The organism is Vibrio antiquarius, assembly GCF_000024825.1.
Lineage (GTDB): Bacteria > Pseudomonadota > Gammaproteobacteria > Enterobacterales > Vibrionaceae > Vibrio > Vibrio diabolicus.
This window is the reverse complement of sequence record NC_013456.1, coordinates 3212352-3226244: the sequence shown is the minus strand read 5'-3', so window position 1 is coordinate 3226244 and position 13893 is coordinate 3212352. Positions and strand designations below refer to the sequence as shown.

Genomic DNA, 13893 nt, shown 5'->3' with positions numbered 1-13893 from the left:
TTTTGTACAAAATTGTCTCTATATTAATCGTTGAAGTGATGGTAAACAAATGACAGATAAAAATAAGTTGCCGAATGAGGGGCCAACTCTCTATATCGTACCGACTCCAATCGGAAATTTAGCGGATATCACCCAACGTGCTATCGAAATTCTGTCGACGGTGGACATCATTGCTGCTGAGGATACTCGACATACGGGTAAATTACTGTCTCACTTCAATATTCAAACCAAAACTTTTGCTCTGCATGATCATAATGAGCAGCAAAAAGCACAGGTTTTGGTAGAAAAGCTGCTTTCCGGTCAGTCTATCGCGTTAGTTTCTGACGCTGGTACGCCACTTATCAGCGACCCAGGATACCATTTGGTGACAAAATGTCGTCAAGCGGGCGTTAGAGTTGTGCCGCTTCCTGGTGCTTGCGCGGTCATTACGGCGTTAAGTGCATCAGGCTTGCCATCCGATCGCTTTAGCTTCGAAGGCTTTTTACCACCGAAAAGCAAAGGCCGTAAGGATAAATTCCTAGAGATTGCTTCGGTAGAGCGTACGTGTATTTTTTACGAGTCACCGCACCGTATTTTGGATTCTCTACAAGACATGTTAGACGTTCTTGGCCCAGATAGAGAAGTCGTGTTGGCGAGAGAACTAACGAAAACCTTTGAAACCATTCAAGGTATGCCATTAGGTGAGTTAATTGAGTGGGTGAAAGGTGACGATAACCAACAGCGTGGCGAAATGGTATTGTTGGTACATGGTCATCGCGAAACCGCGGACGACTCATTGCCAGATGATGCTTTACGCACGTTAGGGATTTTGACCAAAGAGCTGCCTTTGAAAAAAGCAGCTGCTTTGGTGGCAGAAATACATAACTTGAAGAAGAATGCGTTATATAAATGGGGCTTAGAAAACTTAGACTAAGTGCTGCTAGCGATATAAATGGTCAATGAGGGCTGATGTTTAGGCATCGGCCTTTTTATTATCTATTTTTGGCGCTTTGACTAAAAAGTCATCACTTAGTGCATTCATTTCATCATATCTGTGATCTCACTAGACTCTGAGTAGATAACTCTATACAATCCGGCCTCGGAGTTGACTGGGTAGTCGCTGCTTTACTGATGTCCTTCGGGAGACTGACGTTGAAGTCCTTTGGGAGACTGACGTTGACGTCCTTCGGGAGACTGGTAAAGGGGAGGAAAGTCCGGGCTCCATAGAGCAGGGTGCCAGGTAACGCCTGGGAGGCGCAAGCCTACGACAAGTGCAGCAGAGAGAAGACCGCCGATGGCCCTAGGGCACAGGTAAGGGTGAAAGGGTGCGGTAAGAGCGCACCGGACGACTAGCAATAGTTCGTTGCAGGGTAAACTCCACCCGGAGCAAGACCAAATAGGCCTCCACATTGCGTTGCTCGCGTAAGGAGGCGGGTAGGTTGCTTGAGCCAGTGAGCGATTGCTGGCCTAGACGAATGGCTACCGCCGCGCAAGCGGAACAGAACCCGGCTTATGTGTCGACTCCAACTATTCGAGACCCATCACTACTTTTTGTAGTGATGGGTTTTTTGCATTTTATTGACGCAAACCCTGTCATTACCAATAAACTTGGCGTTAAATCACGTCTGACTTTAGACTTGAGGTGGCGATGATGTGGGAAATCAGTACACTATGGTAGGTTGATCTTTTGCTATAAATATTCAGCATGAGAGAGCAACATATCTTAAAATCGCTTCAAGATCATTCAACGAGAAAGCTATGACCGAAACCTTCCAACATATTTCCGTGTTATTAAATGAATCCATTGATGGCCTAGCTATCAAACCAGACGGTATCTATATCGATGGAACATTTGGCCGTGGCGGTCACAGCCGGACTATTCTATCTAAACTCGGAGAAAACGGCCGACTGTACAGCATCGATCGTGACCCTCAAGCGATAGCTGAAGCAGGCAAAATCAATGATCCTCGCTTCACCATCATTCATGGTCCATTTTCTGGTATTGCTGAGTATGCTGAAGAGTATGACTTGGTTGGCAAAGTTGATGGCGTTCTGCTGGATTTAGGTGTTTCTTCTCCGCAGTTAGACGACGCAGAGCGTGGCTTTAGCTTTATGAAAGACGGCCCGCTAGATATGCGTATGGACCCAACATCAGGTATTCCCGTATCTCAATGGCTAATGGAAGCTGACTTAGATGATATTACTTGGGTGATTCGTGAGTTTGGTGAAGACAAACACGCGCGCCGTATTGCCAAAGCGATTGTTGCCTACCGTGAAGACGAAGAAAATGAACCGCTGGTACGTACTGGCCAGCTCGCGAAGCTGATCTCAGATGCTGCCCCCAAAAGCTTTAAAGAGAAAAAACACCCTGCGACTCGTGCGTTCCAGGCATTTCGTATTTACATCAACAGTGAGTTAGAAGAAATTGATACGGCACTAAAAGGCGCGGCAAGTATTCTGGCTCCTGAAGGTCGTTTATCTGTCATTAGTTTCCACTCTCTGGAAGACCGTATGGTCAAACGTTTTATCCGTAAAGAGAGCAAAGGACCTGAAGTGCCACACGGCATTCCAATGACTGAAGAGCAAATTCGTGCTCTTGGTAGTGCGAATATGAAAGCGGTGAGCAAAGCGATTAAGCCAAGCAAACAAGAAATTGAAATGAACCCTCGTTCGCGCAGCTCTGTGCTAAGAATTGCAGAAAAGCTTTAATTATTATGACGAAACCCACTCCTAACCTTGCTAAGTTGATTGCAACGGATCTTATCACCGTTGGTCGCTGGCCATTACTGTTGTTGCTATTGATCGTGGCATCGGCAATGGGAGTGGTATTTGCTACCCACCATGCGCGTCAAGCGATCACCGAAAAAGATCACACTTTGGTTGAACGAGAGCGTTTAGATAGCGAATGGCGCAACCTGATGTTGGAAGAAACGGCCCTCGCGGAACACAGTCGTGTTCAAGACCTTGCCAAAAAAGAACTTGAAATGAAACGACCTGATGGCGATAAAGAAGTGGTTGTCACGCTCAAATGATTAGAAAGAAAACCAACACGAAACCAAGCAACAAGCGTAAACCTGTCGCGAAAGAAAAAAACGCTTCGGGGGATACGAAAACCGAGAAAAAAGCAGTGAAAGTGGCGGTTGAAGAATCCTTTCTGATTCGTTGGCGCTTCCATCTATTACTGTTTTTTGTCTTTTGTGCATTTGCACTTTTGGTGGCGCGCGTAGCCTATATTCAAATCATTGAACCGGATAACCTGATTAAACAAGGTGACCTACGCTCGGTTCGTGTGAAATCCATTCCTTCTGCACGCGGTATTATTTCGGACCGAAATGGTGAGCCGCTCGCTGTCAGTGTGCCTGTTGAGGCCGTTTGGGCGGATCCCGCGACGATATTTAAAGAAAATGCCTTAAGCCAGACCAAGAGTTGGTATGCATTAGCGGATGTTCTTGGTGTTGACCGACAAGGGTTGATAGACAAGATCAAGCACAATGAAAAGCGCCGCTTTATTTACTTGCAGCGCCAAGTGAGTCCAGCCATGGCGAACTATATTCGTGAGCTAAAGCTGCCTGGTGTGGGTCTTAAGTCAGAATCTCGTCGTTACTATCCTGCCGGTGAGGTTAGTGCTCACTTAGTTGGGGTGACGGGGATTGATGGGCATGGTCTAGAGGGTGTTGAGCGTAGCTACGATGAGTGGCTTACTGGCGCCGCAGGTAAGAAAACCATTCGTAAAGACCGTTATGGCCGCGTCGTAGAAAACATTGCGTGGCAAGACAAGCAAGAAGGTAAGTCACTCCAGTTGACAATCGACCAGCGCCTACAGGCGATTGCTTATCGTGCGATTAAACAAGCCGTTGCGGACCATCGCGCCACGTCAGGCTCCGTTGTTATGTTGGACGTGAAAACCGGCGCCGTATTGGCCATGGTGAATGCGCCTTCCTACAACCCAAACAATCGTAGCGACTGGCAAAGCTATAAAATGCGTAACCGAGTGATCACGGACTCGATGGAGCCAGGCTCCACCATTAAGCCTTTCGTTATTTTAGCCGCCTTAGAAAATGGGGTAGCCGATAAAGATACCATCGTAGATACCGGTAATGGTGTACTTCGTTTAGGTGGTAGCCGAGTAAGAGATGTATCCCGCGTGGGTAAAGCGAGCTTGACCACGATCCTCAAAAAATCGAGTAACATCGGTGTGACGAAGCTGGCAATGCAAATGCCAGTAGAGGCGCTGCTCGGTCTGTACAGCTCTGTGGGCTTTGGTGAGCTTTCTGGTCTGAACCTCGTTGGGGAAGTGACTGGTATCTTCCCGACACGAACACGATGGTCTCCTATTGAACGTGCCACGATTGCGTTTGGTTATGGTCTATCGATAACGCCAATCCAGTTAGCGCATGCCTATGCGACGCTTGGAAATCTCGGCAAATACGAGCCAATCCATATTATCGAAAGCAATGATCATGACATGTCGCGCCAAGTAGTGAGTGCAAAGTACGCACGCCAGGTCTTGGACATGCTGGAAACCGTAACCCAAAAAGGAGGCTCAGCTCGTCGAGCGGCAGTTCCTGGTTATCGAGTGGGAGCCAAAACAGGTACCTCACGTAAAGCGTCTGCAGGTGGATACAGCGATGAGTACATCACTTATACGGCAGGGCTTGCTCCGGTTAGCGATCCGCGAATTGCATTGGTTGTGATCGTAAACGAGCCTCAAGGTGATGATTACTATGGTGGTTCGGTAGCGTCTCCTGTCTTCTCTGAAATCATGAAAGGCGCGCTACAAATACTCAATGTTGCACCAGACGAAAACAAATTCCAGCAGTAAGCTGAGTGGCTTACTGAGCAAACAAAATTAAGAAAACCTGAGCCAAAGCTCGGAGAACAAATATGACTAAAGCCATCAGTATGGACGTGCTGCTTTCCCCTTGGGTGGATTGCCCCAGCTTATCGTCCGTTCTTGTTTCTGAATTGGAGCTCGACAGCCGAAGAGTTCAGCCTGGAACCACGTTTGTTGCGGTGATTGGCCATGTTGTGGATGGGCGTAATTTCATTGCTTCTGCCATTGAGCAAGGCGCCAATGCGGTTCTAGCGCAAGCCTGTGAGGTAAAAGCACACGGCACGGTGGAAATCATCGATGACGTTCCCGTTATTTACCTCGATACGTTGGATCAACGTTTATCTGCAATCGCTGGAAAGCTCTATGCTTACCCAGATATGGATTTGATTGGTGTCACCGGCACCAACGGCAAAACCACCATTACTCAGCTAATTGCACAATGGCTAGAGCTACTTGGCCACAAAGCGGCAGTGATGGGCACGACGGGAAATGGTTTTCTCGACAATTTACAGCAAGCCGCGAATACAACAGGGAATGCTGTAGAAATTCAGAAAACGCTCTCCTCTCTCGCAAATCAACACGCCACATACACCGCGCTAGAAGTCTCTTCTCATGGCTTAACGCAAGGCCGTGTCAAGGCGTTGTCGTTTGCGGCGGGTGTGTTTACTAATCTAAGTCGTGATCACCTAGATTATCATGGCACGATGGAAGAGTACGCCAATGCAAAGCTGGAGTTGTTTACGCAACATCAATGTGAACGTGCCATTATCAATGTCGATGATGAGGTCGGTCATGCATGGGCGACGCAGTTAAGCAATGCGATTGCGGTGTCACTCAAACCGAACACTGAGTTTGAAAGCGCAATTTGGGCGACAGATGTCCGTTACGCGGAGTCGGGGATTACTATCCAATTCGATGGTAAATTTGGCTCAGGTCAATTGCACGCGCCACTGATTGGTGAGTTTAACGCAACCAACTTAATGCTCGCTTTTGCGACCTTATTAAGCTTGGGTAAGGATAAACAAGCGTTACTCGAAACCGCAGGTCAGTTACAACCTGTACTCGGCCGAATGGAGTTATTCCAGACAGAGGACCGTGCCAAAGTCGTGGTCGATTATGCCCATACTCCTGATGCACTAGAAAAAGCGCTGCAAGCTTTACGAGTTCACTGTGAGGGGCAGCTGTGGGCTATTTTTGGTTGCGGAGGCGATCGCGATGCAGGTAAGCGCCCAATGATGGCGGAAATTGCAGAGCGTCTAGGCGACAGAGTGGTGTTGACTGACGATAACCCACGCAGTGAAGATCCGGTTCAAATTGTAAAAGACATGTTATCCGGGCTGTCAAAACCTGCCGAAGCGATTGTGCAGCATGATCGTTTCAAAGCACTGTCTTATGCGGTTGAGAATGCTTCGCCAAAAGACATCATCTTGTTAGCGGGTAAGGGCCACGAAGATTATCAAATTCGGAATGGCGAAACGATTCATTACTCCGACCGTGAGTCTGCTATGCAGCTTTTAGGATTGTCCTTATGATCAAAGTAACGTTATCTCAAATTGCCAACATCACTCGCGGTGAGCTATTCGGCGATGATCTACTTATCGACGCGGTTTCTACTGATACACGAGCGATTGACAACGGTGCTTTATTTGTTGCGCTGGTGGGTGAGCGCTTTGATGCGCATAACTTTTGCCAACAAGCGGTGGATGCAGGCGCAGGTGCTTTACTCGTACAAAAACATCTAGATGTGAATGTGCCACAAGTCGTGGTGTCGGACACCAAAATGGCACTGGGTGAGTTAGCCTCTTGGGTGCATCAAACTTGCCAAACACCTACCGTTGCCATCACAGGCAGTTGTGGTAAAACGACCGTCAAAGAAATGGTCGCGAGCATTCTGCAATTGAAAGGCAAAGTGCTGTTTACTGCAGGTAACTTCAATAATGATATTGGTGTTCCGTTGACGTTATTGCGCTCACAGCAGGATGACGACTATGCCGTGATTGAGCTTGGTGCTAATCATATCGGTGAAATTGCTTACACAACGCAGTTAGTAAAACCAGATATCGCGTTAGTGAATAATGTAGCCGCTGCGCACCTTGAAGGCTTTGGTTCTATTGATGGCGTGAAACAAGCCAAAGGTGAAATTTACCAAGGTCTTGCTGCAGGTAGTATTGCGATTGTCAATTTAGACAGCAGTGGCGAAACAAAGTGGGAAAGCGTGCTGGCGGATAAGGAAGTTATCACCTTCTCACAAAGTAATTCTGCGGCTGATTACTATGCATCAAATATCGTGATGAATGCCGCGGGAGAGGCCAGCTTTAACCTACATATCGCAGCAAGCTCACAAGAAATTGAACTGTCTCTGGGTATTATAGGTCAACACAACGTGGCGAATGCAATCGCAGCTTCTATTATTGCGTTACAAATGGGCGCCACATTAGAAGAGGTTCGCGCTGGCCTTAAACATTTAAACAAAGTGAAAGGTCGCGTCGAGGTTGAAGCGCTGAGCGAAAAAATCAAATTGATTGATGACAGCTACAACGCAAGCGTGCCAGCCATGAAAGCGGCGGTTGACTTATTGGCTGCTTTCCCAGGTCAGCGCTGGCTGATTTTAGGTAATATGGCGGAATTGGGCGAGGAAAGTCTTGCACTTCATCGTCAAGTCGGGGAATATGCTGCCCCACAAAAATTTGAACATGTTCTCACATATGGTGCAGACGCCAAGGTGATCAGTGAGCTTTGCCAAGGCATTCATTTTGAGACGCACCAAGAGATGATTGAATACATCAAGCAGCATCTAGACCAAGCCGTTCCTGAAAACCATACGATTTTGGTGAAAGGAGCGAACGGTGCACGTATGTTTGAAGTCGCTGCTGCTTTGAAGGAGTATTATTAATGATTATTTGGCTTGCCGAGCTGCTACAGCCATACCTGTCTTTTTTCCGATTGTTTGAATACTTGTCTTTTCGAGCAATTCTAAGCGTATTAACCGCTCTGGGTCTGTCATTATGGATGGGACCAATCATGATCAAGCGTTTGCAAATGCTGCAAATTGGTCAGGTAGTACGTAACGAAGGTCCTGAATCTCACTTTAGTAAGCGTGGTACTCCAACTATGGGCGGTATCATGATCTTAGCGGCCATCTCAATCACAATCTTGCTTTGGACTGACTTATCCAACCCATATGTATGGGCGGTATTGACGGTCTTGCTTGGCTACGGTGCAGTCGGATTTGTTGATGATTATCGTAAAGTGGTGCGCAAAAATACCGATGGTTTGATCGCGCGTTGGAAGTACTTCTGGCAATCGTTGATCGCGTTTGTCGTGGCTTTTGCATTGTACGCTTACGGTAAAGACACTGCAGCCACTCAGCTCGTGGTGCCATTCTTTAAAGACATCATGCCGCAACTTGGTTTGATGTACATTATCCTGACTTACTTTGTGATTGTCGGTACGAGTAACGCGGTTAACCTGACCGATGGTCTAGACGGTTTGGCAATCATGCCAACGGTTCTTGTTGCTGCAGGCTTCGCGGTTATTGCATGGGCGACGGGTAACGTTAACTTCTCTGAATACCTTCATATTCCATACCTACCACATGCTTCTGAGTTGGTTGTCGTATGTACAGCAATCGTCGGTGCAGGCCTTGGTTTCTTGTGGTTTAACACGTACCCAGCACAAGTGTTCATGGGTGATGTCGGCTCACTAGCGCTTGGCGGCGCGTTAGGCACTATTGCTGTTCTCGTTCGTCAAGAGTTGGTGTTGGTGATCATGGGCGGTGTGTTTGTGATGGAAACGCTGTCGGTAATTCTACAGGTGGGTTCATACAAACTGCGTGGTCAGCGGATCTTCCGTATGGCACCTATTCACCACCACTACGAATTGAAAGGTTGGCCAGAACCTCGCGTAATCGTGCGTTTCTGGATTATTTCTATGGTTCTTGTTCTGATTGGTCTTGCGACATTGAAAGTGCGTTAATCGCACTTTCCAAGAACAAGATTTACAGTGTGATCAAATATGGAACGTTGGCAAAACATACATAGTGTTGTCGTCGTAGGGCTCGGTATTACCGGGCTCTCTGTCGTTAAACACCTAAGAAAAAATCAGCCACAGCTTGTGGTCAAAGTCATTGATACTCGCGTAAACCCTCCGGGTGCAGAGCGTTTGCCGGAAGATGTTCAACTGCATAGTGGTGGTTGGAATACAGACTGGCTTTCTGACGCTGATCTTATCGTGACCAACCCTGGTATTGCGCTAGCGACACCAGAGATCCAAGCCGTATTAGCAAAAGGCACGACAGTAGTTGGTGATATTGAGTTATTCGCCTGGGCGGTGCAGAAACCAGTGATTGCGATTACGGGCTCAAACGGTAAGAGCACAGTCACCGACCTCACAGGTGTGATGGTTAAGGCTGCAGGTTTGGATGTGGGCGTTGGTGGTAACATTGGTGTTCCTGCACTGGATTTGTTAGAACAAGACGCAGACCTGTATGTGCTTGAACTTTCGAGCTTCCAGTTAGAAACGACGTCAAGCTTAAAGCTCAAAGCCGCTGCGTTTCTGAATCTTTCTGAAGATCATATGGACCGTTATCAAGGCATGTCTGACTATCGACAAGCTAAGTTGCGTATTTTTGACCACGCTGCTCTTGCGGTAGTGAACCGTGATGATCAAGAAACCTTCCCAGATGCAGAGATGCCATTGGTGACATTTGGCAGCGACAATCAGGACTTTGGTCTCGAGGTGGATGGCAACCGTACTTGGCTGCTCGATCACGGTCAACGAGTCGTCGCAAGTGATGAGCTTAAGTTGGTTGGTAAACACAACTTATCCAATGCATTGGTCGTTTTAGCGCTCTTAAAGGCTGCGGGCGTTGATTATCACAACGCATTGAATGCACTTAAAAATTACACGGGACTGACACACCGATGCCAGGTGGTTGCGGATAATCAAGGCGTAAAATGGGTGAATGATTCTAAAGCAACTAATATTGCGAGCACTATGGCTGCGCTATCTGGTTTGGAGTCGACAGGTAAGCTCTACTTACTCGTTGGTGGTGTTGGCAAAGGTGCTGACTTCTCGCCATTAAAACCGATCTTCGCGACGCTTAACTTGCAACTGTGCTGCTTTGGCGCTGATGGCGATGACTTTATGCCACTGCATGAATCTGCAATACGTTTCGACACCATGGAAGATGTGATTCAACAAGTATCTTCGCAGTTAAAACCAGGTGATATGGTGATGCTGTCTCCTGCATGTGCTAGCTTTGATCAATTCGACAACTTTATGGCAAGAGGTGATGCTTTCGCTGCTCTTGCTCAGAAATATGCATAATTAAAGGTTACACACTTCGTGGGTTTAGGTAACGTTAAACGCAGTATTGGTAATTGGCTCAAGCATCCAGCCCCAGAGGCGATGTTTGATCGTCAGTTAGTGTGGATTGCACTGGGTTTGATGTTGACTGGTTTGGTCATGGTAACCTCTGCATCATTTCCAATCAGCTCTCGATTAACGGAACAGCCGTTCCACTTTATGTTTCGTCATGCGACGTTTCTCGTGCTGGCGTTAGGAACCTCCGCTGTTATTTTGCAAGTGCCTTTGCAAGAGTGGTTTAAGAAGAGCCATTACTTACTTTGGGCTTCTTTCGCACTGCTGATCATCGTGCTCTTGGCGGGTAAGTCGGTCAATGGTGCGTCTCGTTGGATACCTCTTGGGCTGTTTAACCTTCAGCCAGCAGAGGTCGCGAAGCTATCGCTGTTTATCTTCATGTCTGGTTACTTAGTTCGAAAACAAGACGAAGTACGACAAACCTTCTTTGGTGGCTTTATGAAGCCAATCATGGTGTTTGCTTTCTTCGCAGTATTACTGCTTGGTCAGCCAGACTTGGGTACGGTCGTCGTGATGCTAGTAACACTGTTTGGCATGCTGTTTATCGCAGGCGCAAAACTGACTCAGTTTCTCGCGTTGATGGTGGCAGGTATCGGCGCTGTGGTAGGTTTGATTTTAGTCGAACCATACCGTATGCGACGAGTAACCTCCTTCCTTGACCCGTGGGAAGACCCATTTGGCAGTGGCTATCAGTTGACTCAGTCTTTGATGGCGTTTGGTCGTGGTGAATGGTTCGGTCAAGGTCTCGGTAATTCAATTCAAAAACTGGAATATCTACCGGAAGCGCATACCGACTTTGTGTTTGCCGTACTTGCTGAAGAGCTCGGTTTTGTTGGCGTTGTGTTGGTCTTAATGTTGATTTTTAGCTTAGTGCTAAAAGCGGTTTACATCGGCAAGCGTGCATTTGAAGAAGGCGAAATGTTCGGCGGTTATCTGGCTTTCGGTATCGGTATTTGGTTTGCGTTCCAGACCTTGGTGAACGTTGGTGCTGCAGCTGGTATCGTACCAACCAAAGGTTTAACACTTCCGCTAATCAGTTATGGTGGTTCCAGTCTGATTATTATGTCCGTCGCAGTGTCCATATTGCTGCGTATCGATTACGAATGCCGCTTGAAACGCGAGCAACAACAATCAGAACAACAAACTAATGAAACAAAATAAACGTTTGATGGTGATGGCTGGTGGTACTGGCGGTCACGTATTCCCAGGGTTAGCTGTAGCAAAACAGCTGCAAGAGCAAGGCTGGGAGATCCGTTGGTTAGGCACGGCGGATCGAATGGAAGCGGATTTGGTGCCAAAACATGGCATTGAAATCGATTTTATCAAAGTGAAAGGGTTACGAGGTCAAGGCGTAAAGCGTCTGCTTGCAGCTCCATTTCAAATTATTAATGCCATCATGCAAGCTCGGGCGCACATGAAGCATTGGAAGCCCGATGCCGTGTTAGGTATGGGTGGTTATGTGAGTGGTCCCGGTGGTATTGCGGCTTGGTTGAGCGGTATTCCTGTTGTTCTGCACGAACAAAACGCGGTTGCGGGTTTGACAAACCAATGGCTATCAAAAATTGCTAAGAAAGTCTTTCAGGCCTTTCCTGGCGCGTTCCCTGCTGCTGAGGTAGTTGGTAACCCTGTGCGTGAAGACCTAACAAGATTAGAAGCACCTGCAGAGCGAATGCAAGATCGCCAAGGCCCAATTCGTATTTTGGTGATGGGCGGTAGCCAAGGTGCACGCATTCTTAACCAAACTGTGCCAGAAGTGATGGCAAAGCTGGGCGGTGATTACTGTATTCGTCATCAAGCTGGCAAAGGTTCCGCCGAAGAAGTGAACGCCGCATACCAAGCTAATGGTGTGGTAAATGCAGAAGTCACAGAGTTCATTGACGACGTAGCAGAGGCTTATGCATGGGCTGATCTTTTAGTTTGTCGTTCAGGGGCGTTAACCGTTTCTGAAGTATCAGCGGCAGGCGTAGGGGCTATCTTTGTTCCTTTTATGCATAAAGATCGCCAACAAGCACTGAATGCCGATCATCTAGTAGAATGCGGCGCAGCGAAAATGATTGAACAACCAGATTTAACCGTTGAGTCTTTGACTCAGCAGATCCAACAATTGGATCGCCAAGCTTTACTTACGATGGCTGAGCAAGCGCGTGGCGCTGCTAAATTGAATGCCGACCGAGTTGTCGCACAAGCCATTGTCGCTTTGACCGAAAAGCGTTAACGAATTATTGAGAATAGAATTGATGACAATCCAACATACACAAGACTTAGCTCAGATTCGCGCCATGGTGCCAGAGATGCGCCGCGTGAAATCCATCCACTTCATCGGTATTGGTGGTGCGGGCATGAGCGGCATTGCAGAAGTGCTGTTGAATGAAGGCTATCAAATCACGGGTTCTGACCTATCAGAAAACCCTGTGACAGAGCGTTTAGTATCAAAAGGTGCGACGGTATTTATCGGGCACCAAGCTAGCAATGTTGAAAAAGCCAGTGTGGTTGTGGTTTCAACCGCTATCAACGAAGAAAACCCAGAAGTGATAGCTGCACGGGAGTTACGTATCCCTATTGTACGTCGTGCTGAGATGCTCGCTGAGTTGATGCGCTTCCGTCATGGTATTGCCGTTGCGGGCACGCACGGTAAAACGACGACGACGGCACTCGTGACACAAATTTATTCTGAAGCAGGTCTTGATCCAACGTTTGTAAACGGCGGCTTGGTGAAAAGCGCAGGTACAAATGCTCGTTTAGGCTCGAGTCGTATTCTAATTGCTGAGGCGGATGAGAGCGACGCGTCATTCCTGCACCTGCAACCAATGGTAAGTATCGTCACCAATATTGAAGCCGATCATATGGATACTTATGGTGGTGACTTTGAAACGTTAAAGCAAACCTTCATTGATTTTCTACACAATCTACCGTTCTACGGCCAAGCTATTGTTTGTATTGATGATCCTGTGGTTCGAGAGTTAATCCCACGTATTAGTCGTCAAGTGATTACTTACGGTTTCTCCGAAGATGCTGACGTACGCATTGAAAACTATCGTCAAGAAGGTCAGCAAGGCAAATTTACGGTAGTACGTAAAGGGCGTGCCAACCTAGATATCACTCTGAACATTCCAGGTCGTCACAATGCACTTAATGCGTCGGCTGCGATTGCAGTGGCTACTGAAGATGACATTGAAGACGATGCAATTCTAAAAGCAATGGCCGGTACGCAAGGCACGGGACGACGTTTTGATCACCTTGGCGAGTTTGATACTGGTAATGGTCATGCCATGTTAGTGGATGATTACGGACACCACCCAACAGAAGTTGATGTGACCATTAATGCTGCGCGAAGCGGTTGGCAAGATAAACGTCTCGTTATGATTTTCCAACCACACCGTTATAGCCGTACTCGTGATCTGTACGATGACTTTGCGAATGTGCTAGAGCAAGTTGATGTATTAATCATGTTGGATGTATATGCCGCAGGTGAAAAGCCAATTGCAGGAGCTGATGGACGTTCATTGTGTCGCACAATTCGCAGCCGAGGTAAGGTAGATCCGATTTTTGTTCCAGAAATCGAGCAATTACCTTCAGTTTTAGCTAACGTTATACAAGACGGCGACCTAATCTTAACGCAAGGCGCGGGTGATGTTGGTAAAGTGGCGAAACAACTGGCAGGTCTTGAATTAAATATAAACAAGATGCTTGGTTAACAC

At 47.3% G+C, this 13893-nt stretch carries 11 protein-coding genes and 1 other RNA gene; all 12 read left to right on the top strand.

Going from position 1 to position 13893, the window contains the following annotated elements; genetic code table 11:
* Window positions 1-49: 49 nt before the first annotated feature.
* The 12 genes from rsmI to murC all read left to right on the top strand — a co-directional run bounded on the left by rsmI (window position 50) and on the right by murC (window position 13890).
* Window positions 50-913 (top strand): 16S rRNA (cytidine(1402)-2'-O)-methyltransferase, encoded by an 864-nt coding sequence (gene rsmI / locus VEA_RS14875; RefSeq protein WP_006743239.1) that lies wholly within the window; start codon window positions 50-52, stop codon window positions 911-913.
* A gap of 167 nt (window positions 914-1080) precedes the next feature.
* Window positions 1081-1508: RNase P RNA component class A (rnpB, locus tag VEA_RS22990), an RNA gene on the top strand.
* A gap of 229 nt (window positions 1509-1737) precedes the next feature.
* Entirely contained in the window at window positions 1738-2688 is a 951-nt protein-coding gene (gene rsmH, locus VEA_RS14865; RefSeq protein ID WP_006743238.1) for a 16S rRNA (cytosine(1402)-N(4))-methyltransferase RsmH, read from the top strand.
* Window positions 2689-2693: 5 nt separating this feature from the next.
* On the top strand, window positions 2694-3011 hold the full coding sequence (ftsL, locus tag VEA_RS14860; protein ID WP_012842154.1) for a cell division protein FtsL: 318 nt from the start codon (window positions 2694-2696) through the stop codon (window positions 3009-3011).
* Window positions 3008-4801 carry a penicillin-binding transpeptidase domain-containing protein gene (locus tag VEA_RS14855; protein ID WP_006743237.1) on the top strand — a complete coding sequence of 598 codons (1794 nt, stop codon included), beginning with the start codon at window positions 3008-3010 and terminating at the stop codon, window positions 4799-4801. The genes ftsL and VEA_RS14855 overlap by 4 nt, the downstream gene beginning before the upstream one ends.
* 62 nt (window positions 4802-4863) lie before the next feature.
* The gene (gene murE / locus VEA_RS14850; RefSeq protein ID WP_006743236.1) at window positions 4864-6345 is read left to right on the top strand and encodes a UDP-N-acetylmuramoyl-L-alanyl-D-glutamate--2,6-diaminopimelate ligase; all 1482 of its coding nucleotides are present in this window, start codon (window positions 4864-4866) and stop codon (window positions 6343-6345) included.
* The gene (locus tag VEA_RS14845; protein ID WP_006743235.1) at window positions 6342-7706 is read left to right on the top strand and encodes a UDP-N-acetylmuramoyl-tripeptide--D-alanyl-D-alanine ligase; all 1365 of its coding nucleotides are present in this window, start codon (window positions 6342-6344) and stop codon (window positions 7704-7706) included. The genes murE and VEA_RS14845 overlap by 4 nt, the downstream gene beginning before the upstream one ends.
* Entirely contained in the window at window positions 7706-8788 is a 1083-nt protein-coding gene (gene mraY / locus VEA_RS14840) for a phospho-N-acetylmuramoyl-pentapeptide-transferase (RefSeq protein ID WP_005372931.1), read from the top strand. Before VEA_RS14845 ends, mraY begins: the two co-directional genes overlap by 1 nt.
* Before the next feature lie 39 nt (window positions 8789-8827).
* A complete protein-coding gene (gene murD, locus VEA_RS14835) occupies window positions 8828-10141 on the top strand; it encodes a UDP-N-acetylmuramoyl-L-alanine--D-glutamate ligase (RefSeq protein ID WP_006743234.1) in 1314 nt (437 codons plus the stop codon).
* Window positions 10142-10159: 18 nt separating this feature from the next.
* Window positions 10160-11356 carry a cell division protein FtsW gene (gene ftsW / locus VEA_RS14830; protein WP_005396444.1) on the top strand — a complete coding sequence of 399 codons (1197 nt, stop codon included), beginning with the start codon at window positions 10160-10162 and terminating at the stop codon, window positions 11354-11356.
* Complete coding sequence (murG, locus tag VEA_RS14825; protein WP_012842153.1) at window positions 11343-12410, top strand: undecaprenyldiphospho-muramoylpentapeptide beta-N-acetylglucosaminyltransferase; 1068 nt, start codon at window positions 11343-11345, stop codon at window positions 12408-12410. Before ftsW ends, murG begins: the two co-directional genes overlap by 14 nt.
* 22 nt (window positions 12411-12432) lie before the next feature.
* Complete coding sequence (gene murC / locus VEA_RS14820; RefSeq protein WP_012842152.1) at window positions 12433-13890, top strand: UDP-N-acetylmuramate--L-alanine ligase; 1458 nt, start codon at window positions 12433-12435, stop codon at window positions 13888-13890.
* The last annotated feature ends 3 nt before the right edge of the window (window positions 13891-13893 follow it).

Excerpts from the sequence above, each read along its gene's own strand:
- rsmI (WP_006743239.1), top strand. The coding sequence starts at position 50 with ATGACAGATAAAAATAAGTTGCCGAATGAGGGGCCAACTCTCTATATC.
- rsmH (WP_006743238.1), top strand. The coding sequence starts at position 1,738 with ATGACCGAAACCTTCCAACATATTTCCGTGTTATTAAATGAATCCATT.
- ftsL (WP_012842154.1), top strand. The coding sequence starts at position 2,694 with ATGACGAAACCCACTCCTAACCTTGCTAAGTTGATTGCAACGGATCTT.
- VEA_RS14855 (WP_006743237.1), top strand. The coding sequence starts at position 3,008 with ATGATTAGAAAGAAAACCAACACGAAACCAAGCAACAAGCGTAAACCT.
- murE (WP_006743236.1), top strand. The coding sequence starts at position 4,864 with ATGACTAAAGCCATCAGTATGGACGTGCTGCTTTCCCCTTGGGTGGAT.
- VEA_RS14845 (WP_006743235.1), top strand. The coding sequence starts at position 6,342 with ATGATCAAAGTAACGTTATCTCAAATTGCCAACATCACTCGCGGTGAG.
- mraY (WP_005372931.1), top strand. The coding sequence starts at position 7,706 with ATGATTATTTGGCTTGCCGAGCTGCTACAGCCATACCTGTCTTTTTTC.
- murD (WP_006743234.1), top strand. The coding sequence starts at position 8,828 with ATGGAACGTTGGCAAAACATACATAGTGTTGTCGTCGTAGGGCTCGGT.
- murG (WP_012842153.1), top strand. The coding sequence starts at position 11,343 with ATGAAACAAAATAAACGTTTGATGGTGATGGCTGGTGGTACTGGCGGT.
- murC (WP_012842152.1), top strand. The coding sequence starts at position 12,433 with ATGACAATCCAACATACACAAGACTTAGCTCAGATTCGCGCCATGGTG.